At 41.0% G+C, this 23,433-nt stretch carries 19 protein-coding genes and 2 pseudogenes; 13 read left to right on the forward strand and 8 right to left on the reverse strand.

Annotated features, from left to right (window positions below):
* Positions 1-219 precede the first annotated feature (219 nt).
* A complete protein-coding gene (locus tag NPUN_RS08110) occupies positions 220-783 on the forward strand; it encodes a 3'-5' exonuclease (protein ID WP_012408306.1) in 564 nt (187 codons plus the stop codon).
* Positions 784-857: 74 nt separating this feature from the next.
* Here the strand turns inward: NPUN_RS08110 and NPUN_RS08115 are convergent, their stop codons facing one another.
* On the reverse strand, positions 858-1,247 hold the full coding sequence (locus tag NPUN_RS08115; RefSeq protein ID WP_012408307.1) for a hypothetical protein: 390 nt from the start codon (positions 1,245-1,247) through the stop codon (positions 858-860).
* A 674-nt stretch (positions 1,248-1,921) separates the two neighbouring features.
* Here NPUN_RS08115 and NPUN_RS08120 point away from each other — a divergent pair.
* On the forward strand, positions 1,922-2,719 hold the full coding sequence (locus NPUN_RS08120) for a superoxide dismutase (protein WP_012408308.1): 798 nt from the start codon (positions 1,922-1,924) through the stop codon (positions 2,717-2,719).
* Positions 2,720-2,993: 274 nt separating this feature from the next.
* On the opposite strand, the gene NPUN_RS08125 is transcribed toward NPUN_RS08120, so the two are convergent.
* Positions 2,994-4,310, reverse strand: coding sequence for a hypothetical protein (locus tag NPUN_RS08125; protein ID WP_012408309.1), 1,317 nt, complete (start codon positions 4,308-4,310; stop codon positions 2,994-2,996).
* Between the two features lie 110 nt (positions 4,311-4,420).
* On the reverse strand, positions 4,421-5,062 hold the full coding sequence (locus tag NPUN_RS08130) for a hypothetical protein (protein WP_012408310.1): 642 nt from the start codon (positions 5,060-5,062) through the stop codon (positions 4,421-4,423).
* Positions 5,063-6,091: 1,029 nt separating this feature from the next.
* Here NPUN_RS08130 and NPUN_RS08135 point away from each other — a divergent pair.
* From NPUN_RS08135 to NPUN_RS08165, 7 genes and pseudogenes are all read left to right on the forward strand, one after another.
* On the forward strand, positions 6,092-6,487 hold the full coding sequence (locus NPUN_RS08135) for a hypothetical protein (protein ID WP_012408311.1): 396 nt from the start codon (positions 6,092-6,094) through the stop codon (positions 6,485-6,487).
* Between the two features lie 142 nt (positions 6,488-6,629).
* A pseudogene (locus tag NPUN_RS08140) lies at positions 6,630-7,061 on the forward strand (class I SAM-dependent methyltransferase); the annotation flags it as partial.
* A gap of 288 nt (positions 7,062-7,349) precedes the next feature.
* A pseudogene (locus tag NPUN_RS44675) lies at positions 7,350-7,553 on the forward strand (SDR family NAD(P)-dependent oxidoreductase); the annotation flags it as partial.
* Between the two features lie 14 nt (positions 7,554-7,567).
* Positions 7,568-7,687, forward strand: coding sequence for a hypothetical protein (locus tag NPUN_RS44680; protein ID WP_419788423.1), 120 nt, complete (start codon positions 7,568-7,570; stop codon positions 7,685-7,687).
* Positions 7,688-7,990: 303 nt separating this feature from the next.
* A complete protein-coding gene (locus NPUN_RS08155) occupies positions 7,991-9,400 on the forward strand; it encodes a glycoside hydrolase 100 family protein (RefSeq protein ID WP_012408313.1) in 1,410 nt (469 codons plus the stop codon).
* Between the two features lie 232 nt (positions 9,401-9,632).
* Positions 9,633-9,935, forward strand: a complete 303-nt coding sequence (locus NPUN_RS08160) for a hypothetical protein (protein WP_012408314.1) — start codon at positions 9,633-9,635, stop codon at positions 9,933-9,935.
* A gap of 104 nt (positions 9,936-10,039) precedes the next feature.
* Entirely contained in the window at positions 10,040-10,513 is a 474-nt protein-coding gene (locus NPUN_RS08165) for a hypothetical protein (RefSeq protein ID WP_012408315.1), read from the forward strand.
* Between the two features lie 57 nt (positions 10,514-10,570).
* On the opposite strand, the gene NPUN_RS08170 is transcribed toward NPUN_RS08165, so the two are convergent.
* Both NPUN_RS08170 and NPUN_RS08175 read right to left on the reverse strand, forming a co-directional pair.
* On the reverse strand, positions 10,571-10,753 hold the full coding sequence (locus NPUN_RS08170) for a hypothetical protein (RefSeq protein WP_012408316.1): 183 nt from the start codon (positions 10,751-10,753) through the stop codon (positions 10,571-10,573).
* A gap of 123 nt (positions 10,754-10,876) precedes the next feature.
* Positions 10,877-13,906 (reverse strand): UPF0182 family protein, encoded by a 3,030-nt coding sequence (locus NPUN_RS08175; protein ID WP_012408317.1) that lies wholly within the window; start codon positions 13,904-13,906, stop codon positions 10,877-10,879.
* Positions 13,907-14,762: 856 nt separating this feature from the next.
* Between NPUN_RS08175 and NPUN_RS08180 the strand changes: the two genes are divergently transcribed.
* The 3 genes from NPUN_RS08180 (at position 14,763) to NPUN_RS08190 (ending at position 18,028) form a co-directional block, all read left to right on the forward strand.
* Positions 14,763-16,826 (forward strand): serine/threonine-protein kinase, encoded by a 2,064-nt coding sequence (locus NPUN_RS08180; RefSeq protein ID WP_012408318.1) that lies wholly within the window; start codon positions 14,763-14,765, stop codon positions 16,824-16,826.
* Positions 16,827-17,269: 443 nt separating this feature from the next.
* Entirely contained in the window at positions 17,270-17,569 is a 300-nt protein-coding gene (locus NPUN_RS08185; RefSeq protein ID WP_012408319.1) for a WGxxGxxG family protein, read from the forward strand.
* Between the two features lie 264 nt (positions 17,570-17,833).
* On the forward strand, positions 17,834-18,028 hold the full coding sequence (locus tag NPUN_RS08190; protein ID WP_041565265.1) for a hypothetical protein: 195 nt from the start codon (positions 17,834-17,836) through the stop codon (positions 18,026-18,028).
* A gap of 53 nt (positions 18,029-18,081) precedes the next feature.
* Here NPUN_RS08190 and NPUN_RS08195 read toward each other — a convergent pair whose 3' ends face one another.
* Positions 18,082-20,733, reverse strand: coding sequence for a chloride channel protein (locus NPUN_RS08195; protein WP_012408320.1), 2,652 nt, complete (start codon positions 20,731-20,733; stop codon positions 18,082-18,084).
* A gap of 196 nt (positions 20,734-20,929) precedes the next feature.
* Positions 20,930-22,243, reverse strand: coding sequence for a TldD/PmbA family protein (locus tag NPUN_RS08200; protein WP_041565266.1), 1,314 nt, complete (start codon positions 22,241-22,243; stop codon positions 20,930-20,932).
* On the opposite strand from NPUN_RS08200, the gene NPUN_RS41645 reads away from it, so the two are divergent.
* Entirely contained in the window at positions 22,242-22,409 is a 168-nt protein-coding gene (locus tag NPUN_RS41645) for a hypothetical protein (protein WP_159402452.1), read from the forward strand. The genes NPUN_RS08200 and NPUN_RS41645 overlap by 2 nt on opposite strands.
* A 120-nt stretch (positions 22,410-22,529) precedes the next feature.
* Here NPUN_RS41645 and NPUN_RS08205 read toward each other — a convergent pair whose 3' ends face one another.
* Positions 22,530-23,390: a Tab2/Atab2 family RNA-binding protein gene (locus NPUN_RS08205; protein ID WP_012408322.1), complete on the reverse strand. Its 861-nt coding sequence runs from the start codon at positions 23,388-23,390 to the stop codon at positions 22,530-22,532.
* Between the last annotated feature and the right edge of the window lie 43 nt (positions 23,391-23,433).

Genomic DNA, 23,433 nt, shown 5'->3' on the forward strand with positions numbered 1-23,433 from the left:
GAGAAGGAAAAAATTGCTTAACTGAACTGTATTGGAATATAGATGTGAAATCCTACAAGGGGTTGTGGCGCAAATAGATAAAAAGCTGGAAGCATTACGCTTTTGTAGTATACTCAATACAATTGGACTACAAGTACTACTTGTGTAATATATTGTGTCAGTTTTGAAAAATAAGTATAAATAATTACTAATATTCGTTCTTAGTATTTCTTCCCTAATATGCAAACTAAAATATCCCACTATTATTTGATAGTCGATCTGGAGGCTACGTGCTGTGACAAGAAGACTATTCCTCGTCACGAAATGGAAATCATTGAAATCGGTGCGGTGATGCTCAATCGAGCAACATGGGAAATTGATTCTGAGTTTCAGCAATTCATCCAACCTGTGAGACATCCACAACTGACAGATTTTTGTACCAAATTGACTAGTATTCAGCAGCAAGATGTCGATGAAGCACCAAAGTTCATTGAGGCAATTTCTCGATTTAAAGAATGGATTTGTTCATTTCCCAATCATATTTTTTGTTCTTGGGGTAATTACGACAAAAAGCAATTTATTCAAGATTGCGCGTTTCATAATTTCGCTTACCCTTTTACTTCAGAACACATAAATATCAAAGAGGAATTCTCAGAATATCTTGGCGTATCTAAAAGATTTGGTATGGCACAAGCTCTCAATGAGCTAGGGATAGAATTGAAAGGTACACATCATCGCGGTATTGATGATGCTCACAATATTGCATCTATCTACAGACAGATTCAAAGCGCCAAAATAAGCTGAATAATGGAACAGCCGTAATGTACCATCTTAAACTGTTGCAGTAGATTACGAAGATTGTTGCTATAAAATTATTTCTACTCAAAAAGGGTTTTAGAGGAACCTTTTTTATTATTAGGTGAGTATTCAGAACAATTCATTGCTTCTCCGGTAAGAACAACAGAAGGATTGACTGCACATTTTAGATAATGATTATTTGAATAAAATCGACAGTTTTTACAGGGGAGTTTGTGTAAACCGTTAATAGAAATAACCATTTTATCATCGAAAAATGCCCGGATTTTTTGCAATATTAGAAAAAAAACTACCCAACCAATTAGAAAGCCAACAGGAGATAAAGATATCGCTAAATCGGGGATGCTTAAGTCATGCGTTTGTGCTTGCTCATTTCTTACTTCACTCAAGTTTCCTTGATGTAAATTACTATTGGCTACTAGAGTTTTTTGCAAAATTAGATCGTGATACATCTTATTTACCTTTTCCTATATGTATTTACTAACTTGATTTTTGATAGTCGGCTAACTAGAAATTTGGAACCATAACAAACTTAAAAATTATCCATATTTGTTCATATTAGATATGTAGATATCAAAAAGCTTTGAACAATAAGGGTATTTATGGATTAGGTTGTATCATGTGTATTTTAATTAACTAACAATCACTACACAACTGTCAGTAGCACATATTTTAATGTTTACAATGGTTTAATTATAGGTTTAGCAAAATAAGACTTCGCCTATATCTGCCAAGAGTTTTGCTTGTTATTTTAAGTTATATACCTAAGGGAAGAAATTAGATAATGGACTTATAACTAGATATTTCTATGTTAAGATAGATCTAAAAATATTCTTAAAATTTTCTAGACATAAAAGCCGTATCAGTTTTCAGCTATTTATTTTATAAAAATTTTGAATGCAACAATGCTTGTATTGGAAATTTATTAGAGATTTTTTGTTCGCAATGGAGATTTTGGGGTGTGTTAAATAGCCCCATAGACTTGTAGGGATTAATTCTATTGTCTTGAAAATTTTTGTTCTAATTACCTGATAAAGTAAGATATATATCTGGGTTAAGTGGGCTATCAAATAATAGTCCCTTATCAGATTGCAAGCCAATAATATTGATTTTGAGGCTACAATTTATGATAAGATTTTGGCGAAAAAAAATAGTTTTTTTCTTCACAACAATTGTGCTGGCAATTCTGCTAATTTCTCATCAACCAGTACTAATAGCTGAGGCACAATCTTCTACACCAACACCAACGCCTGCTAGTTCATTTCCCCCTGTGGCTTATCCTAATAGGGCACTAAGTGCTTTCCCTGCACAGCTACCACCATTGCCTTATGGTTATGGGGCACTAGGAAAAGCTATTGATGCTGAAACGATGAAATTGCATCATGATGTACACCACGCTAGCTACGTCAAGAACTTAAATGATGCATTAAAGCAGTACCCAGATTTGCAAAAAAGAAGTGTTGAAGCTTTATTAGTGGATTTAAAGAGCGTACCTGAAGATATTCGGACAAAGGTGCGTAATAACGGTGGTGGTCATCTCAACCACACGATTTTTTGGCAACTGATGAGTCCCGACAGTGGTGGACAACCAACGGGAGCGATCGCTCAAGAAATTAACCAAACTTTTGGCAGTTTTGATGCCTTTAAAAAACAGTTTAACGCAGCAGGTGCTGCTCGGTTCGGTAGTGGCTGGGTTTGGCTAGTACGCAATCCTCAAAATCAACTTCAGATTGTTACTACAGCAAATCAGGATAACCCAATAATGGATGGTTTCTATCCGATTATGGGTAACGATCTATGGGAACATGCTTATTACCTTAAATATCGCAACCGTCGGGCTGAGTATTTGAATAATTGGTGGAATGTTGTGAATTGGCCGCAGATTAACAGACGATCGCAACTTTCATCACAACAACCTCGTTAGCAATACCATCAAGGATATCAAACCGCCTATAGAAATCTTTACGAAGCTACCTGTGGAGGTAGCTTTATTTATAGCACTGCTACGCCTCTACATACTTTTTTAACGTGAGTTCGATAAACCTCTCCCTGCCTTGAACTTGCATTCAAGTCTGTCCCTCTCCGAGTCGGAGAGGGACGGTTTTGCGTAGTAAAACCAGGGAGAGGTTTCAGTATTTACGCTAATTAGGCGGTTACTAAATGAGCCGTCGAACTCACGTTTTTTACCAGATGTCTAATTATGAATTACGGATTTTTAAAGACCGATGTTTAGAACGAACTATGTATAGTAGAACAATTAGCAATACAAGCGCTTTGATCGTTGATGGCTCCACTACCTTCTTCACTTCCGTAGGGGGTTTAGGAGTAACATTACACGGAATCTCAATGATCTGTGTGCGATCAAAACCATTACCACTAGGAGTCAGATCGCATTCGCCTTTGCTGGTGAGAGACAAAGGCGTAGGTGGAGGAGTAGGTATAGGTATAGGTGTATTTCCTTGAGAAACAGATGGTTGACCTGAAGAACTATCGCCATCCATTAATAGAATCATCGCTATAACAAGAGCTCCAATTCCTAGTGGCCAGAGTGGAAAGGAATCAGGACTATCTGCTACGACGACATCTCCCTCAGAGCCAGGGATATCAAAGGCTATTGTTTCTCCATCCAACGGTACTGGACTGTCACTAACCAACATATCTCCTGGGATATCTTCTCCCAAAAGCTGATTAAATTCTTCTGGAATCGCGTTGTTGGGTCGTCCGAGTTCCCCACCATCTTCGGAGTATGGATAAGATAGTAGCTCAAAAACCCTCTTTTCGAGTTGGTTTGGATCTCCAGAATTCAACGCATTTAAGCCTGTAGAGATTTTATCTATATAAAAATTCGTCATCTCTGGCGACAGACCTAAAGATTGAATTTGCTCCTTAATGTTAGAAATTTTTGAGGCTTCCTCAAACAGCAGTCGTCCGTATGAAAATTTCAAGTCTAGTAGTCCATCACGGAGGCTGACCGAGTTATTGCCTCCTGAATATGGAGACCAGTAGAACTGGTTTGTTACCAGTCCGAGTCCTTCTACTGGATTGCGACCAAAATGTTGTCCAAGAAGGTATTGAGAGCTATCCATGATTGCGGGGGATTCGTTTCTCCAAAAAGAGGCGAAAGGCACCACAGACAGATTGGGATTGTTACCGTAAAAGCTAGCAAAATTCTGGAAATTTTTTTCCCCACCGGCTGCTCGAATCAGGAGGTTTTGATAAGTACTCCCACCGTTTAATTCCACTAATCGTTGGATTACCGATCCAGTTTTATTGCAAGTCAGACCAAATCCCACATTACATCCAGGAATGACTCGCATCTGATTCAAATTCTGGTTATTGATTTGGTACTGGAGATACTCAGACTCCAATCCTTGTTGGATACCATAGCGTCCAATATTGAGTTGTGCAAAAGCAGACTGACAGGTAGTGAGTCCTACTGCAAGAGATGAGAATGCGATCGTTGCAAAACGAACCGCCTTCGATATTACAATTCTTTGAAAAATTGATTTAGGCAAGATGCACCTCCAATAAACGACAGCAATTTAATTGGGCTGGGCATTTGGTATTGGTTCTTCTCCCCAATCTCCAGTCCCCAACCCTCAGTCACCAATCCCCATTCCCAAATTCAACTCTTAGGTAAATAAATGTTGATCGTGATTCCGGTACCTTTGAGATTTCCTGATGAGAGTGTGTGATATAAGACCATTCCCCGATTTGGTTGATCGAAAAGAAACGCACGACGTGTAGGTTTGATCTTCCCTTGCTTTACTAAGGAAACGAAGGCTTCTAAATATCTACGTATACCTTTGCGGTTCTCTTGAGTAGTATTCAGATGATGCTCGATCAGCATCATAAAGAAGTCCAAGCTACGATTTTCCTGCCCCTGAATCAGACTGCCCTCATCTAGAAAAGAACTTGCTATGAGCCTGTTATCAACTCGTTTAACCTTAAACAGAGTAAAGTAACGCCCTTCTTGTTTCGGATCGTTCGCATAACAGACCCAAGAACCCTCTTGATTTTGGGTAAAACCTTGTTCAGCAAGGTAAGAAAGCAAAGAATTATTGGCCTTAGTCTGTGGTGGAGGTAATAAATCTTCAATGGGATCTAAAGAGCAAATCCTCTGTGTTGTTTTCCGTTGAGACACAGCAGCAGCCTCCTGGATACGGAGGCGCAAAGGCTTGTCAGCAGACATTGCCATGCTAGACATTGCAGCCAATACAGACACTTGGAGAGCGATCGCTCCAACCAAACGAACAATGATATTCATGTTTTACCTGTTACTTTTACTTACGTTGTCAATAATCAAGTCGTTACTAAATCAGGATTGATTTAGCAGTCCTAAATCATTTGTTAAATTTAAGTGTTTGCCTCATTTGATCGAGGTTCGCTTAAGTTTTCACCAGTCAAATAGGAATTTTATATATAGGTAACTAAGCACAAAGATAATCAATGTCTAAAGAAAAGACACAATCTTAATGTTTTATTGGCAACAAAAATCGTGCTTTTTGTTACTTTTTTGTATACAAAAAACCATTGACATTGCGTCAACACTTTTATATTTACTGTTGTCTAAATTTTTACCGATGTTAAGAGGTTTTTATGCCTTCTTCGCTGGCTGTCATGATTCCTAAAAAAGGGCTTTTTTAGCTCTTTAGTATCTTAAGTATAAGCAGACTTTCAAAAGCTCCGTGCTTTGCACATTGCTGCTTTTGCTGATTTCCTTGCTGGGTTGAATAACTTTTTGTTTTTTGGAGGTAGCACGCCTAACTAGCTGTTTCAGCATGATTTTAATTTGATGTATAAATAGTATCTCCTGACAGTAAAATAATATTACCATGAGCTTGAGACATGCAACTGTATTGTGGACAGTTATCAAAGTTGTACACAGTGAATCATAACTACCTCTCTATTAAATTTCATGGCAAATAGCTGAGAGTCAAAGTCAATTTACTTATATATCGTTAGTATATTTCAAATATAGTACCCTTGTTCTTAAGACGTTTACTTTTTGTCTCAAATGTAACTTATGTTTAAAAAACATACGTATGCCAATATATTCTTATTGCTGGATAAGCTTGATTATCTGAACTTTAAGCTAGAAGCGATGCCTGCGGCGGTAAACTACGCATCATATCAAGTCTGGGTAATTAATTATGATTCCCACAGCAATTGCACCCCTCCCTAATACATTAGGAGGATAGAAAAAGCGTATCTTTGACTACAATTAAGATATTAACTTGGTAATTTTACAAGCCTTGACAGTATGAATGTGGAATTTTTTAACAGGATTCCTTTGATGCCTTTAGTATTACTATGGCTAGCTTATACTCTCCTGGGATGGTATCTTGCCACTAACCATATTATTTGGTTAGTGGGAGCTTTTATTGCAGCTATAGTTATAGCTATAGTGCGAAAGAGTAATTCTTGGTTAGAGCGTTTAGTTGAATTTGGATCTCAAACTTTAGCTGTCATATTATTTTTAAGTATATCAATTGCTTTTGTAGCAACTTGGTCGCTATTTTTAAGGCTTTTTCTCATACCTTTAGCAACTACCCTTTTAGCTGATTTGGAAATGCGATTTTCTGGCTTTAATAAGCTAGATCCATTTTGGATTTTAACAGTTATAGCGGTATTAGGTTTGGTAGTGGGAGAATTAATTGATATTTTACTTTTCCCCAGTAATAGATACTAAAAGATTAACTATAAAAAGAAATTTTTATTATTTATTAAGTAGGAATGTAGATATGTGCGTCTATACTCGATCTCAAATTTTAGGCGATCGCCGCTCTAGCTGCTTGACAGAGCAAAGCACGATTACTCGCTATTAGTCAATCGCAATGTTGCAAGTGGCAAAAGTGGGTTAGAATGATGTGCTTTATGACCTTGGTAGTGGTGACGGAAGAATTGTCAATACTGCGGCACAAAAGTTTGGTACGCGCGGTGTTGGCATAGATATCAATCCTGAACGCATTAAAGAAGCTAATGAGAATGCCCAAAAAGCAGGAGTAACCGATCGTGTGAAGTTTATTCAACAAGACTTGTTCAACACTGATTTTAGTGAAGCAACAGTAGTTACACTTTACTTACTGCCAGAGGTTAATGCTAAACTCCGTCCAAAGCTGTTAAAAGAACTCAAACCTGATAGTCGCATTGTCTCCCACGCCTTCGATATGGGCGATTGGAAACCACAGCAGATTCTAAATGTAGAGGGAAAAACTATTTATTACTGGGTAGTTCCTGAACAAGTACCAGCGAATTTGCGATAGGAACTAACCAATTTGTAATGACATTTGTAGACTCGTTACGGCTATGCTCTAAGCAAAGCTATGCCGCAGGCTTTACGTAATTCGTAATCTAAGAGGCATCAGATTCAAGTTGAGTTTCCATTTCTTGAATCTGTAGCCTAATTTTTAAGACTTGATTTCATAAATTCAAATTTTTTAACTTTAAATTACCTCCATTGGGGGTTGACAAAACAAATTTAGATATTGAAAAGAATAATATAAAATTCAAAATTGTTTGACTGAGTTCAAATTCAAGCAAGCTCAGGAAATATGATAGGGTTAAAGAGAAAGAATGCTTTAATTACAGGTGCAACTTCAGGAATTAGTCAGGCGATCGCTATCAGACTCGCTCAATAAGGGTGCAACATCGCTATAAATTACCGCAAACATCCAGAAGCGGCGGTAGACACAGAAGAAATGGCATTGCAAAAAGCCTGCGGAAATATCGAAAATTGTGGTGTGAAGTCGCTGCTGGCACCTGTGAGGAGATGACAGCCGCAGCAGCTTTTTTAGCCTCGGATGAAGCCGCCTACATCATTGGACAGACACTATTTGTACATGGTGGATTGAATCTGTATGCTGACTTCCGAGAAACCTGGTCAGCTTGAGAAAAAGGTAAGGGGGCAGGCGGCAGGGGGCAAGGGGGATCGAACAGAAAGGGGATTCGCCAAGTCTTAGAGAGGCTGCATCAGCCAACGGTAGAGCTACGGGTAACGCACAGCTACATGACTACCCCTGTTGCATTAGCTTCCGGTAGAGTACGAGAACCACGCTTGGTTGTTGTGGGGGACTCAAACCCATTTTCTGCTCCACAGATGGAGAAAGAGGTCATTTCCCCCTGCCTGTTTGTTGAGTAAGGCTGGCGTACTTTCCATAATTAAGCCGATACATACCATTATTAGTGAAATTAAATGCCCATGACTAGCGCCATCGATAAGAACAGTCAACTGGAAGCACAAGCTTGGGAATTATTGGAAGAGTCCGTAATTTTTTACCAAGGAAAACCCATTGGTACTGTAGCCGCTCACGATCCGGAGTCAGATGCACTCAATTATGACCAGTGCTTTCTCCGCGATTTTGTGCCTTCTGCCTTGGTGTTTCTCATGTATGGGAAAGCAGAGATTGTCCGTAACTTCTTAGTAGAAACACTGAAGTTACAAAGTCATGAAAAGCAGATAGACTGCTTTGAACCAGGAGCGGGATTAATGCCTGCCAGTTTCAAAGTGCATTTTAATGGCAATGAGGAATTTTTGGTCGCTGATTTTGGTGAGCAAGCGATCGCTCGTGTTCCCCCAATTGATTCTTGTATGTGGTGGATTCTTTTGCTACGAGCTTATGAAAAAGCTACAGGCGATTTGTCCCTGGCGCGTCAGCCAGATTTTCAAGCCGGAATCAAACTAATTTTGGATCTTTGCTTAGTACATCGGTTTTCCATGTACCCAACAATGTTAGTTCCCGATGGCGCGTTTATGATTGACCGTCGTATGGGAGTCTACGAACATCCTCTAGAAATTCAGGTGTTATTTTATGCGTCCTTGAGGGCTGCTAGTGAATTGCTTTTACCAGATGGGGATGGGGATAGTTATCTCGGCAAAGTCAATAGGCGATTGGGATCTTTGAAATATCATATCCGCAACTATTATTGGCTAGATTTGAAGCGATTGGGGGAAATCTATCGTTACAAAGATAACGAATTTGGTAAAGAAATTGTTAATAAATTCAACATCAACTCAGAATCAATTCCTAGTTGGTTGACCGAGTGGTTGCCAGAAACGGGAGGATATTTAGCGGGAAATCTGGGGCCGGGACGGATTGATTTTCGCTTTTTTGCTCTGGGAAATCTGATGGCAATCTTAACTTCCTTAGCAAGCGAAAAAGAATCTCAAAGCATTATGAATTTATTTGTCCAACGTTGGCAAGACTTGATCGGCTATATGCCTGTTAAAATTTGCTTTCCGGCTTTAGAAGGTTTAGAGTGGAGAATTGTTACAGGATGTGACTCTAAAAACAGGGCTTGGTCTTATCACAACGGTGGCAACTGGCCAGTCTTACTGTGGTTATTTGCATCGGCGGCGCAGAAAGCAGGTCGAACAGAACTTGCTCAAGCAGCGATCGCTATTGCCGAAAGGCGTTTATTGAAGGATAAATTCCCTGAATATTACGATGGCAACAATGGCCGTTTAATTGGCAAAGAAGCTAGAATCAATCAAACTTGGAGCATTGCCGGATTGTTGACCGCTAAAAAGTTCGTGGAAAATCCAGATTACTTAGAATTAATCAGTTTTGCAGAGGGTCTTGAAGTCCCAGGCTGTAGCCTGTAGGTATTTAGCGGTGTCATTATCAGGGTGTCTCTACTAACTATTTTCCTAGTCCCCAGCCCCCAATCCCTAGTCCTTAGACCTCTTATTTAATCATGAGAAGGGAAAAATAACCTCAAATTCTCAAATACTCGATAACTGATACACTATATTGTAAGAGGTATCTGAAGTGTCATACTTAGTAATATCATCAGATAGTCTTTGCATCCTTAACACGTTTTAACGTGTATAACACATGAAAACTACTTCAGATTTAATTTCAGAATTTGAACAACTATTCAGACAAAAATTACAACTAAATAATTGTAAACTCAGAAAGAAAAGACAAGAGAATAATTATGAAATTATTACTCCAGCTAAAGACATTTTTTTGATGTATTGGTCTGAATTCCCAGAAGTTAGCTTAATATATCAGGCTGTAGGGGTACGCACTCAGCAGACTAGTGTTTATGAACGTGCTATCCGGTTGCACATTAGTTCTTGTTTGAGTAGTATTCAGGAGAATCCTACCTCCGAAACACCATTATTGGTAAAATAACTAATACTTAGATAACTCACATAATATTTACTAAACTCTCGCCAGTTTTTGTAATATAACTGACGAGAGTTTTTCACCTAAAATCTGTTGATCGAGAGATAAAAATGCAATCTGAAAAAAATCAAGATCGAGATCAGCTAGATTATAAAACCTTGTTAGCCAATGCAAAGCAAGCCTTAAAACTTGAATATCATAAATCAGCCGCATTAGCTTCCCAACTGCAAACCATAAAAACTCAGTTAGAGCAAGTTCAGGCTGAAAACAAAACTCTCAAGGAAAGTGCTTATGAAGATGTAGTTAAGCACTTTGAGGCGCGGACTCAAGCAGCAGAAGCACTCGCATTAAAAACAGAAGTACGCCAAAGATTCCTTGAAGCCAATGGTTGCAAGGATGATGAGAGCTTTGATACTCTATGGGATAGCATTAAAAATAAAATTCAGATTCAAGACGGGGAAGTGAGAATCGTTGCTCCAAATGGTACTCCCAAATTCACCTTAACGGGTAGCATGATGACTTTGAGGGATTTTATTCAATCCCTCAAAAAAGACCCAATCTCGGAAAAATTTTTCTTGAGCTAGAAAGCCAAATTAATGAAAGGCTTTCGCTATAAGTAGACTAAAAATTGTAGCAGAAAGCTATTCATCTTCGTCTCCTGGCGGTCTTTCGCTCTCGCTTTGTTGGGCGTTCCACTCCAAAATAATGCGTTCCAACATCTCAGACTGCGTACAGCTATTAACATCCGCGTACATTTTAATCAACTGCCTCACTTCGGGACTAATGTGACGGATCTCTAGTTGGTTATTTTGTAGCATGTCCATTAACTTTTAGTGTCTATTACATTATGTTGAACCATTAAACTATGTCTGTTGCAATAAATTTTGTTAATGGCGATCGCTGTCTATCCCCTGCTATGTAATTATTTTTACTTTATAAATAACCTCTTAACCAGGTGGGGCTGCTTCTTCAAAGGGACGAATAATTGCAGGGGCTGGTGTTACTTCTGGTTTAAAAATTCCTTGTAAGGCTTGTTCTAAGGTTTGGGCCATGACAATCCGGTTTTCGTAAGCCACAACTACCCGCACCAAAGTTGGTAGACTATTCTGTGTGGCTTCTAAATAGATTGGCTCAACATAAAGCAGTGATTGCTCAATGGGAATCACTAATAGATTGCCTTGAATGGCTTTCGAGCCTTGGCGATTCCACAGGGAAATTTGCTGAGAAATTACCGGGTCTTGGTTGATGCGCGCCTCGATTTGCTCTGTACCGTAGACCAGCCTTTCTTTCGGAAAAGTATATAACAATAACTTACCGTAATTAACACCATCCGATCGCGCCGCTAACCAAGCGATTAAATTAGTCCGTTGTCTAGGAGTATAGGGTAGAAACAGAATAAACTCTTCTGTACGAGAGGCTGCGCCAACAACAGGTGCAGTGGGTAGACTAGTAATCAAATAGTATGGCTCTACTGGACGAGTTTCACTACCATAGATTTCATTAGGAATCTGCCACTGGTCTTCCCGATTGTAAAATACCTGGGGATCGGTCATGTGATAGGTCATCAACCGCTCAGATTGAATTTTGAAAAAATCCACCGGATAGCGGGTATGACTGCGGAGATTAACAGGCATTGTACTGAGCGGTTTAAACATTTGGGGAAATATCCCTGACCAAGTGGCAATGATTGGATCGTTGGGATCGGCAATATAAAAATTGACAGTGCCGTTGTAGGCATCAACTACTACTTTGATAGAATTGCGAATGTAGTTGATCCCATCGCTGCCAGTGTCTGAGTAAGGATAGCGATCGCTCGTCGTGTAGGCATCAACAATCCAGTAAAGATAACTGGGATTACTGGGGAAATCTTCATTAGCAGCAGCAGCTACTAAATAGGGATCGCTGTCAAATTTCAAAAAAGGTGCGATCGCTTGAATTCTTTGCTTGACATTTCGCCGCAGTAGCAATTTTGTCTCTGGTAAAAAGTCCTGCGTCAGCACCATCTGCCAATCTTTCAAATGCATGGCAAATAACCACCGTCGCCATGCTGAACCGATTTCCACGCCACCCAGACCATCGTAAGAGTTGTAAACATTGTCACTACCACTGGGGTAGTCTAACTCTCTAACTCTTGTGCCAGTCATTACGTAAGTATTTGCTATTTCACCGTAATAAATTCGGGGTTGACCAATGGGAATGCTTTTACGAATGGCTGCACTAGAAGTTGTGAGGGCACTACTATCATCACTAATATCTTTGACAAAATATTCTGGTAGTCCACCAGGCCCAACTGTATTAACTGGGCTAACAGTAAACCCGAAACCGTGAGTATAAATTAAATGGCGGTTAACCCATGTTTGGGCTTCCTGTGGTACAGCATTGTAGTCTAGTTCTCGCGCGGCAATCAGTACTTGCCGCCGTTCTGTTGCTTCAGCAGTTTCCTGTTTAGGTTCTGGTGGGTTTTGGGGCGCTGATGGTCGGCGTGAAGTTACATCTGTTTTCAGAGTATACCGATCAATATCGGCATCGGGGAACCGATAATATGGCCGAATTTGTTGCAGCTGACGGTTAGTTTCTAACAGAGGTCGCTGATCCCAAAGGCGGATATTCCGAATTGTCAAGTCATTCCTTTGAATATCAGCTTCAGTCAGTGTTCCTTGAGGGTTGAAGCCTCTAGAATCGATCGCTTCTAAATCGAATGCTTGGCGAGTCAAGGCGATAGTACGTTGAATGTAGGGTTGCTCTCGCTGCAACTCATTAGGTTGAACAATTAAATATTGGACTACCGTAGGTAGAACAACGTCAGCCGCTACAACTAATACTAAATAAATCCCCAACCCGTAAAATACCAAGGGACGATACCGAGATTTGGGTTTCCAGAAAAGCGTTCGCCAAAGTAGATAAAAGGCGATCGCTACTGCCACAACACATAAAAAGGTATAAGCTGGCAACTGGGTTGTCACATCCGTATAGCTAGCACCATAACTTACACCACGGCTAGAATACACAAGTTCATAGCGACTTTGCCAATAACTCAAAGCCACTACCAACATCAATAAACCACCCATACCGAATAAATGACGCTGCTGCTGGGGCGAAAAACCAGGGAAAATCCCCTGACTTAAACTGTCAGCCGACAAAAGATAAGTGAGAGCAACGGCGACGAAACCATACAAACATAATCCCATCAGCCAGAGTTCTAGCAGTTCCCAAACGGGTAAGGAAAATACATAAAAGCTGATATCTCGACCAAATAAAGGGTCGGTGCTGTTGAAAGGGGTGGGGTGGAAATATTGCAGTACCTTTGGCCAGTGTTGGAATAGGATGAATGCAAAACTGGGACTAAATACAACCGCGATCGCAGTTAATAAAAATTGGGGATAGATTAAGATTGCGATCGCTACTCCCACAATTAAGCCGACATACCAGACTTGAGAGACAATCTGCCTCAAGAGTTGCCAGATTGTCTCTAGTCGAAATAGGGCAGGAATGGGTAAAATGCCCTGATTAACTGGAGAATGCCAGTAAGAAAGAGCAATTTGACCATAGTGAGCCAGCATTAATCCAATCAATAGGCTCAGTATCAGAGTTAGGAGTAATAACCCGCGCAATTTCAATTTTTTAAAGCGTTGCGGCGCAAATGTCTGGGTTTCGTTGCGTCTTGGATAATGAGGGCTGAGAAAATTTGTGAATTTACTGGTGAGTTCTGCTTCCTCACGCTTGACTTCCTCTATCTTCAGAGACTGGGAATATTTGAGCCGTTGTGCTAAGGCAAGGTTTAGCAGTAGATAGGCAGCAGTTACCCCAGCCACAATTACCCACAAAACACCACGAGTCACCACCCTTAACAGAAATACTTGGAGATAGCCGACTTCCTGAAACCAAAAAATATCTGCTCCTATGCGGCAACCGAGATCCAAGAGTAGCCCCAGCCCCAAGAATAAAATTAATAGTCTAAAGCCCCATTTCCAGATCATTCCTTGGCAGCCAAATTATCTGCAAAGCCAACCTTACCGCATCAACGAAGGTATTTGATGCTTTCCCAAAAATTATTACTACTTTCCACGATAGCTGAATTCAGCAACGCCTCAAAGTTTATATCCGAAAGTCAAAGTTTAATTTACGTGCTTTACAAAATAATTATGTTGTGTATAAGGAAGTGAACGTAAATAATTATCGTTGGGATAAGGCAATAGGCAATAGACATCTTGCAAAAGTAACTTTTGCAAGATGTTGGGGTGCATGTTTGCATGTTAGAGAGGAAGGGAAAATTCCATACCTTTACCCCTTATCCTTTTACCCACTTTTGCAAGAAGTCTAATAGGTATAAGGGTTTTAGCCTAGTTTATTTTTCTTTACATAGTTTGATTTTATTGTACCAACCAACTTAAACGTAAATAGGTAGTTTCAGGTTTTTACCAATCATTCTTTGATAGGAAATATACACCTAGACGCTAGGGGTAATTCATGTAGATGCAAAGCGGTGAGCCATTCCTGTGGACGGGTTCCTCGGCATCAAGGAACTGGCATTAGCGTACCCCTGCACGTAGGGCTTACCGATTGCCTCTACAACAAATGTGGTTTTTAAAATCATCCATATTTGGTATTTCCTATAAATGCATAAGTATTATATTATTGTCCAATTTGTGCAAATCAATTCTTCAAAATGCATCGCTTAAGCACAACTTTTTTCAAATTATTTAAATTCTTCAATACCTTATGAGGTAAGGACATTGGGGATTTGTATACGATCTCAGTGAGATTAACTAAGAACAGAGATAATACTGCATGACTTAAGATGAATATATACTCCCATTTAAATGGATTCCCAGTATGCTCTGTTGTGTGAATCCCGATTGCCAAAAACCCCTAAATCCTGATAAAAACAACTATTGCCATAGTTGTAGAGCAGAATTAATACCCCTGCTGGGAGGTCGCTATCGTCCCACTCAGGTGTTGTCAGATGAGGGCGGATTTGGTAGAACCTATTTGGCAGAAGATGTACACAAGCTGAATGAATGCTGTGTTGTTAAGCAATTTGCCCCAAAACTTCAGGGAACTGGGCCACTAACAAAGGCCATTGAACTATTTAAACAAGAAGCAAGTCGACTACAAGAACTCGCCGAACATCCACAAATTCCAACTTTATTGGCTTATTTTGAGCAAAATGGCTATCTGTTTTTAGTACAGCAATTTATCGATGGGAAAAACTTGCTTAAGGAATGGGAAAGGCGCGGAAACTATAGTGAAACAGAGATTCGCGAACTTTTGCTAGATTTACTGCCCGTACTGAAGTTTATCCATGTACGGGGAGTGATTCATCGGGATATCAAACCACAAAATATTATTCGTCGTCAAAGTGACGGGCGATTAGTGCTAATCGATTTTGGAGCCTCTAAGCAGCTGACAGTAACAGTGCAGACTAAAATGGGCACTGTTATTGGCTCACACGGTTACACTGCACTTGAACAGATGCAAGATGGCAAAGCTTACCCAGCCAGCGATTTATTCAGTTTAGGGGCGACTTGTTTTCATCTACTGACTGGAGTTCGTCCATCTCAACTGTGGGTACAACAAGGCTATAGTTGGGTTGGATCTTGGCGACAATATTTAATCAGTCCAGGTAAAGACGGCGTTTCTGTATCTATAGAGTTGGGTGAAGTTTTGGATAAGCTGTTGCAACTAGATATCCAAAAGCGTTACGAATCGGCTGATGAAGTCATCGCTGACTTGACACCTGGGCTATCACCATTGCCATCACTGCCCGTAACTGTACTTACATCAACATTTGCATCTACTCCAGGTAACAAAAGACCATTTTCACTAAGACTAAATAACACGTTAAAAAGTCAACTGCTGTTAATTTCTAGCATTTCGGTATTGGGATTGGCGGGAGTTTGGTATTTCCAGACTCGTCCCCATACAATGAGCGAATATTCTCCCTCTAATTCTCCGCCTACTTCTTTGCCTATTTCTTTGCCCTCAAAAAGCGATTTTCTACCCAAAGCCTTCAAGGGGCATTCCAGCGATGTGAATTCTGTAGCTTTCAGTCCTGATGGCACAACCCTTGGTAGTGCCAGTGATGATAAGACAATCAAGCTATGGAATCTGGCCCGTGGAGAGGAAATCCACACTTTAGAAGGACATTCCAATTGGATTTGGACTGTAGCCTTCAGTCCTGATAGTAAAACCCTCGCCAGTGGTAGTGCAGACAAGACAATCAAACTGTGGAATGTGGAGACAGGAAAGTTAGTCCGCACCTTAGAGGGAAATACTGACGGAGTTACTTCTGTAGCTTTCAGTCCTGATGGCAAAACTCTTGCCAGTGGTACTGCTAGTAAGGATATAAGAATCAAACTGTGGAATGTGAAGACAGGAAAGTTAATCCGCACTTTAGAGGGACATACTGATGGTGTTCCATCTGTGGCTTTTAGTCCTGATGGCAAAACTCTGGCTAGTGGTAGCTGGGATAAGACAATTAAATTGTGGAATTTAAATACAGGCAAGGAAATCCGCACTTTAAAAGGAAATGCAGAGTCGATTCTTTCAGTCGCTTTTGCGCCTGATGGTGTCACCCTTGCCAGTGGCAGTAAAGACAAAACAATTAAATTGTGGAATCTAAATACAGGTAAGGAAATCCGCACTTTAAAGGGACATAAGGATAAGGTTAATTCTGTTGCCTTTTTGCCCAGTGGAACTCAAAATGGCCTTACCCTTGTCAGTGGTAGCAGTGACAAGACAATTAAACTGTGGAATCCTTTAACAGGAAAGGAAATTCGCACTTTAGATACAGGTTCTGGATATATTTATGCGATCGCTATCAGCCCAGATGGAGAAACTATTGCCGGTGGTGGAAGTGGTGAAAACATTCTCAAGATTTGGCAGCCGATTCACTGAAAAATGCAATGATTTTTACAGCAATTGATAGATAACACAATACAAATTTTAGTATAAATATTAATTATGGGTATGCACATTTGCAGCATTAAATTCCCACACAAAAATGTCAAGTAAAGTCTATAAAATCATCCCGCATTTATTTATTAAGCGTACCTCTAACCAGAATTACTGTATTTTCTGCCTTCAATTATCAACATCTGTCATAGCTGAAGAGGTAATTTTTTCTTCTGTAATCGAGCTAGTTTTAATGCGATCGCTGACTTCATTATTGCCTAATTTAATAGGCTCGGTAATATAATCTATACCAAAATGCTTATTTAATCGATCGCAAATGCAACTTTAAGCTGATTTATATTTGCAGCTAAAGATTGATGCTGGCGTTGTCAAAACTTAATATGCTTTAACTATTAGTTGTAGCAATTCAATTGAGGAATGTGATCGTGAAACGCTTTAATGTCTCCAAAATTCTAGGAAGTACTGTTCTAGCTCTAAGTTTGGCTACCTTACCCACAGTTATGCCTGCTTCTGCTCAGACAACAACAGCTCCTGATGGTACTGTTACAAACACTACTACAGACCGCGCTGCTACCGATAGAAATTATCAAGATGGGGATTGGGGTTTGTTGGGCTTGCTCGGTTTATTTGGTTTATTTGGTCGCAAGAACCGCAAAGCTGGTGATAATGTAGCTTATCGTGACCCTAATGTAGTCGGCTCCTCTGGCTCCCGTTCTAACTATTAATAATGAGTTGAATTTTAATTTCGCGTAAGTCTTAAAAATTATTACGGGTAAAGCCTGCTGATGCAGGCTTTGTTTCTATGTTTAAATAACTCCAACCCTTAGGGAGTAAAAACGTATCAAGTTTCCTTGCTTCAGTTGTTAATTAGGGATTTTCCAAAAATACAATTGGCGAACAAAACAGCACCCTGACACTTCTAATTTTAGCCATTTTCGTGCAAACTTAGTAAAGTTAGTTAATGGTCATTAGTTATAATTTAAATAGAAATGGAAGATTCAGTATTTATTATATTTCTTTCCTTTGGATTTATTTGGGTTTTGATGGGAGTTGTAGGTTGGATTGCATTTCTAAAATCTGAGGGTGAAGAAATTAAGTTTGGTAAATGGGGACTGATAGTTGCTATTCCAATCTTAATTCCAATAATTTTTACTTTGATTATTGGTGTTCTTTATCAAAGGTAAAAACTGTAATTCTATCGTAATATTTATGTTAATTGCAGGTAAGCCTAAGTAGTTCACTTGTGAATTGCACCCCTGACCAAAATCACTGTACTTTCTACACCAGAGGCGATCGCTTCGGGAATATTACCTTGAATCGCCTGCTGCAACAATCCCTCGCGGGAAGCTCCCAAAACTACAACATCGTAACCCTCGGTTTTCACTAGGTTAATCACACCTTCAGCTACTGAATCAGCTTGCACTGGGATCGCAACTACAGTACTAGATAATTTTCGCCGCCGCATCAACTGACGGATGGCTTGTTCTGAAATTGACATATCTGGCTTGAGTTCAGATGGATTAAACACCTGTGTCAAGCGAATTTGCGGATCGTTTCCCAATGTAATTAAAGCAGGTAACAACTTAATCGCTAGGGGAGAATTGGGACCGCCAGCCATTGGAACTAGCCAGCGATTGAAAGAATGCTGAGTCTGGAGTGCTGTTTGCGGATAGCTATGATTTGGCTTGTGCTGAGTTTTGCCCAATTTTACCAAAACTACTTCGCAGGTGGCTTGGCGAATTATGTTGTCTACAACGCTGCCAAAAATCCGACCAGGGGTAGATGTGTTACCTTTCCATCCCATTAAAATTAGGTCGATGTGTTGTTCGTTGATTGTCTCTAAAATTGCTTGGGCGACATCGTGGGTAACTCGAATCTGCGTATGCAAGGGGATTTTCCACTTTTTTGCTAAGACTTCTGCCTGTCTTAGCAAGCGGCGACTTTTTGCCGTTCTTACCTGTGTTTCTGATGGAGAACTGTGGCGGGGTATCAGCATAACTTGCACGCAATCTATTTCATAATGGCGATCGCGGGCAATAGCTGCTGCCATTTGTAATAAAATACCTGCAGTATCGGGATTAGCTACTGGTACTAATAATCTACCTCTACCGATGTTGGGCGATCGCGTTTGGTAAACTATGTATGAAGGTTCTGGTTGCAGCTTAGGAGTTCCATTTCCACAATTGAGATGATCTGCTTCCGCCCGAATAATATCTGCACGGGTAATAATCCCGATAAGTTTCCGTCCATTTACCACTGGTAAGCGACTGATTTGATAGCGATCGAGTAAATACAACACATTGCCCAGAGTGTGAGTCGGTGTTACCGTCATCGGGACAGTTGTCATAATTTCTTTTAAGAAAATATCGGCTAAATTGCGATCGCGAAATGTGTGGTTTGTACTCTCGCGTATTTTCAACAAATCTGATTGCGTCACAATCCCTACTAACTTGCTATCCTCTACCACAGGAAAACCGCGATGATGGGAACGAGCAAAGGACTGCATTGCTTCTTCTAAGCTCATCTCTGCATCCAGAGTTTCCACTCGTTCTTGCATCACATCTTTTGCAGTTAACTTGGTTAATGCTCCCTCCATCGGAACTTGTTTGGTGAGAGTAATACCTTTTAACTCCAAAAGTTTCTCATAAAGCGAACCTGATACTACCTTATCCGCAACCAGATAAGCTGCTACAGAAACAATCATTAAAGGTAGTACCAGATTGAAATCTGTAGTCATTTCAAACACAATCACAATTGCTGTGATTGGCACTTTGGAAACGGCGCTAAAAAATCCACCCATCCCCGCTAGGGCGTAAGTAGTCGGAGAACCAACTCCAGTGATATATAACTCAGCTACACCGATGATATGTCCTAAACAAGAACCCAAAATCAGACTGGGAGCGAATAACCCCCCCGGCGCTCCTGAACCAAATGCTATAAGTGTGAGGATGAATTGGGCGGTAAAGGCGATCGCTGCTACTGTAGGATGGGAACCTCCAGTAATTAAGGATTCTCGTAACCCCGTATTATCCCGGAACGATGGAGGGAGCATAGCCACGACAACACCAGAAATAAATCCAGCTAAAGCCACTCGCAACGGTAAGCTGATATGTAATCTTCTATAAAATTTAATACTAAATATTAAGCCGCTATTAAACAATGCACCCAGCAACCCTGCCAAGATGCCTAACAGTACGAAAAAGGGAATTTCTGGGATAGAAAATTGGCTGGAAGATTGCGTTAATTGCAGGTTAAGGTCAAAAGAGCCACCACCTAAGAGTCGGGATATCACCCCACCAATAAAGGAGGCGATAATGGCAGTTCCCAGGGTCAATCCTGATAAATCTTGGAGTAACTCCTCAACGATAAACAATACACCTGCGATCGGGGCATTGAAAGCAGCAGCCAAACCCGCACCTGCACCGGCTGCAATCATTTGCCGTCGATGATCTGGGGAAGTGGGAACCCAACGACTCATCCCTGCTGCTAAACCTGCCCCCACTTGGACAGTAGGGCCTTGCCGTCCTAGAGTCATGCCTGAACCAATGGCGATGATAGCACTGAGTAACTTCACACCTGCTACCCGCCAGGATAAATTCACAGGTACATTGGCAAGACTAGCTTTAACTTGCGGAATACCGCTACCATAAGCCTCTGGTGCCAATCTATCCACCAACCATCCAGCTATAAATCCCAGAACAAGACCAATTACAGGTAGTACCAGCCATGCCGGAAAAAGGTGGGTAGTATGTACTCGCCATGTCCCCAGCCATCCCGATCCTACTTTCAGGAATACCGCAGATAGGGCAGCAACCAAACCGATAACACAAGCTTCGGCGATCGCTAAACCTCTTCTAGGCTGCCACCAGGTGCGAAAACGCTGATTCATACCAATTTTGGATTTTAAATCTTGGATTACAAATCTTTCCTAAAAAGCTGTTTAGTGGAATCTTAGAGGATGGTTTAAAAATCTATCTCAAGGCTCAGATCCCCGACTTCTTAAAGAAGTCGGGGATATTGTTATTCACAAATAATTTAGGATCGCTATACAAAAGCACTCTCCCCAATTACGAATTACGAATTATTTAATTGCTTCTCCCCGTGGTAGATAGTCCTTCTACTATCAGAGATGGAGTATAACAAGAACCATTCCAGTCACCATCGTTGCCCAGTGCAACCACTTGCTTCAGGGCTGTGTAAACATTACCTGCAACCATAGTATCCTTAACGCGCCCAATAACTTGACCATTTTGGACGCGGTAGCCTAAATCCACGTTGATCGAAAAATCTCCAGAAATACTGCCACCATCACCCAGCATTTGATCCACAATCAAGCCATCATCTAGTTGTTGAATCAAATCTGGTAGCGATGTCGAACCTGGCTGGATGAGAAAATTAAATAAACCAGGAGTGGGATAGCTGCCTAAACCAGGGCGAAAACCATTTCCAGTAGTGTCAGTACCCAATTGGCGGCCGGTGGTGCGATCGCCATAGAAATGCTGTAAAATCCCGTTTTGGATAAATACTAAAGATTGAGTCGGAGTACCTTCATCATCAAAAGGGCAACTGTAAGGGCCAGCTTCTGGATCTTGGTAGAGAGTGAGACTGGGGGCAACAACTGGGTTCCCTAAACGTTCTGCCCAAGGTGAAGATATTTCTAAGACTTGCTTGCCATTCAAAGCGGCTTGCACAGTACCCCAAAGCATATCAGCAGCTTTAGAAGTGAACAAAATCGGGACACGACCAGTAGGGGGTGAGACATTTTCTCTGGCCCAAATTAATCGTTGTAAAATTTGGTTAGCTAATCTCTCAGGGTGAAGTTCCCCCCGCTTGGTTTGACCATCGGCAACACTTAAAAAATCATCGCCACGTACCCATTCTGCTGATACATAGCAGTTAAGGGTAGTATCCGTGTAGTAACAATCTAAACCTTTAGTATTGACTATTCTGGTAGTTTCAATATCACATTCCCAGTCACCATTGCACACAACATCGGGATAAACATCGCGGATGAGTGCGATCGCTTCTTTGCCCCAGTCTACCAAAATCTCTATCGGTACACTTTCTCCTAAATCTGGGTAGGAGGGCTGAAAGTTAGAGCCTAATTCTACAGTTTCCGGTTCATTCAGGTGGCTTAATGCCAGAGCTTTTTCCACCATCACTTCGGCTAATACAGAACCGTAAGCCACCGTCAGCCCCGGACGACCGTTTCGCCAAAGCCGTAGTGCTGTACCTTCAGATTGGTTGGTTTCTAGCTGTTTGAGCCGGTTTGCCTCAAAAAACACTGGACGAGAAAGCGATCGCGACTGATACACCTCAGCAGCTTCTGCTCCAGATTTTATAGCTAGTTCCAGCAACTGTTCGGCTAGTGTATCTTGTGACAAATTTTCAGAACCCATGACCCTTAGTGAATTGTGGATTTTGAACCGCATATCAACGCACCTTGGAGAAAGTGCGATCGCTAAAAACCAACGATCGGGCTTTCTGCCGATGGACGCAGATAACTATCCAAAAATCATCAGCGTTTCCTTACAGTTACGATTTGGAACCGCAGATCAAAACTGATGGACGCAGTTAATTATCCCAAATCATTGTCATGTCTCAACGGATCTAGTCATTTGTCATTGGTCATTTGTCATTTGTCATTTGTCCCCATTCCCCGTTCCCTATTCCCCATGCCCATCTTCAAAGATTAACCTCTTGCAAAAGCCAAAAACCAGCAAAAGATTGTGCTTTGGGATCGGACTGTATACCAATAAAATGCACTCCGTTAGCTTTTTGCTTGGCTTCTTCAAAACCTTTAGCCTCTGCCAAGACTTGAGGTTTTTTGATATTTGCCACAATCCAGCTTTCATTAACACCCGTTTCTAAAAGCAATCTCGCCTCTTCACTGGTGTCAAATCTTAAGAAAGCCAACTCCAAACCAGACATCCAGCCAGCCAAGGGCAAGGCTCTCGGTGAGAAAATCAAAATACCAGGAATACGGGCTTCGGGTGAAACTTTCGCCAATTCTAAAGGGAAAGCTTCACCAAAACCAATTTCCCACTCTGGCATTTCAGCCAAATCCGCAGCATCTAAGGTAACAAATACCCACTGTTGCCCTTCCAAAGCATCTGGTAAACGTTGCGGCAAAGGTTTCTCCAAGCGGACTGAGGGATTAGTCCCCCCTTGATACCCCGGTTCTTGAGGATAGACTTCCTTCATACGCTCTTCTAGCCATTGGTTAAGAACCAAAGTGCGGCGACTAGGCTGGGCGGGAATGCCTACATCTTGGCAGGCTTTAGTAATCATGTTGTTCATTTGGCGGCGGAAAAAGCGGATTTTAATTGGTGCTTTTCCCGCTTGGGTAATAGCCTCCTGCAATGCTGTCCGCAACCAGCCCGAGTTTACCTGGGTACTAGGACAATATTGAGCATAACGAAACAAAGAATCTGGTTTTGTGCCTATATCCAAGGGGCTTTCGCAGACTAAGACTTCCCAAATTTTTTTCTGATTATCGTCCAAAATCGGACGGGAGTAAAAATCGATTTCCCAAATACTGCCCATGTTTTGCGGTAAAAATCTGGCTGTTATGTTTTCCTGATATCTC

Source organism: Nostoc punctiforme PCC 73102, assembly GCF_000020025.1.
In the GTDB taxonomy this organism is placed as follows: Bacteria; Cyanobacteriota; Cyanobacteriia; order Cyanobacteriales; family Nostocaceae; genus Nostoc; species Nostoc punctiforme.

Coding starts and splice junctions, on each gene's coding strand:
- NPUN_RS08195 (WP_012408320.1), bottom strand. CDS start 20,733: ATGAATCAGCGTTTTCGCACCTGGTGGCAGCCTAGAAGAGGTTTAGCG.
- NPUN_RS08135 (WP_012408311.1), top strand. CDS start 6,092: ATGCCTTTAGTATTACTATGGCTAGCTTATACTCTCCTGGGATGGTAT.
- NPUN_RS08160 (WP_012408314.1), top strand. CDS start 9,633: ATGAAAACTACTTCAGATTTAATTTCAGAATTTGAACAACTATTCAGA.
- NPUN_RS08120 (WP_012408308.1), top strand. CDS start 1,922: ATGATAAGATTTTGGCGAAAAAAAATAGTTTTTTTCTTCACAACAATT.
- NPUN_RS08110 (WP_012408306.1), top strand. CDS start 220: ATGCAAACTAAAATATCCCACTATTATTTGATAGTCGATCTGGAGGCT.
- NPUN_RS08170 (WP_012408316.1), bottom strand. CDS start 10,753: ATGGACATGCTACAAAATAACCAACTAGAGATCCGTCACATTAGTCCC.
- NPUN_RS08115 (WP_012408307.1), bottom strand. CDS start 1,247: ATGTATCACGATCTAATTTTGCAAAAAACTCTAGTAGCCAATAGTAAT.
- NPUN_RS08165 (WP_012408315.1), top strand. CDS start 10,040: ATGCAATCTGAAAAAAATCAAGATCGAGATCAGCTAGATTATAAAACC.
- NPUN_RS08200 (WP_041565266.1), bottom strand. CDS start 22,243: ATGGGTTCTGAAAATTTGTCACAAGATACACTAGCCGAACAGTTGCTG.
- NPUN_RS08190 (WP_041565265.1), top strand. CDS start 17,834: ATGGAAGATTCAGTATTTATTATATTTCTTTCCTTTGGATTTATTTGG.
- NPUN_RS08155 (WP_012408313.1), top strand. CDS start 7,991: ATGCCCATGACTAGCGCCATCGATAAGAACAGTCAACTGGAAGCACAA.
- NPUN_RS08130 (WP_012408310.1), bottom strand. CDS start 5,062: ATGAATATCATTGTTCGTTTGGTTGGAGCGATCGCTCTCCAAGTGTCT.
- NPUN_RS44680 (WP_419788423.1), top strand. CDS start 7,568: ATGACAGCCGCAGCAGCTTTTTTAGCCTCGGATGAAGCCGCCTACATC.
- NPUN_RS08180 (WP_012408318.1), top strand. CDS start 14,763: ATGCTCTGTTGTGTGAATCCCGATTGCCAAAAACCCCTAAATCCTGAT.
- NPUN_RS08205 (WP_012408322.1), bottom strand. CDS start 23,390: ATGGGCAGTATTTGGGAAATCGATTTTTACTCCCGTCCGATTTTGGAC.
- NPUN_RS41645 (WP_159402452.1), top strand. CDS start 22,242: ATGACCCTTAGTGAATTGTGGATTTTGAACCGCATATCAACGCACCTT.
- NPUN_RS08175 (WP_012408317.1), bottom strand. CDS start 13,906: ATGATCTGGAAATGGGGCTTTAGACTATTAATTTTATTCTTGGGGCTG.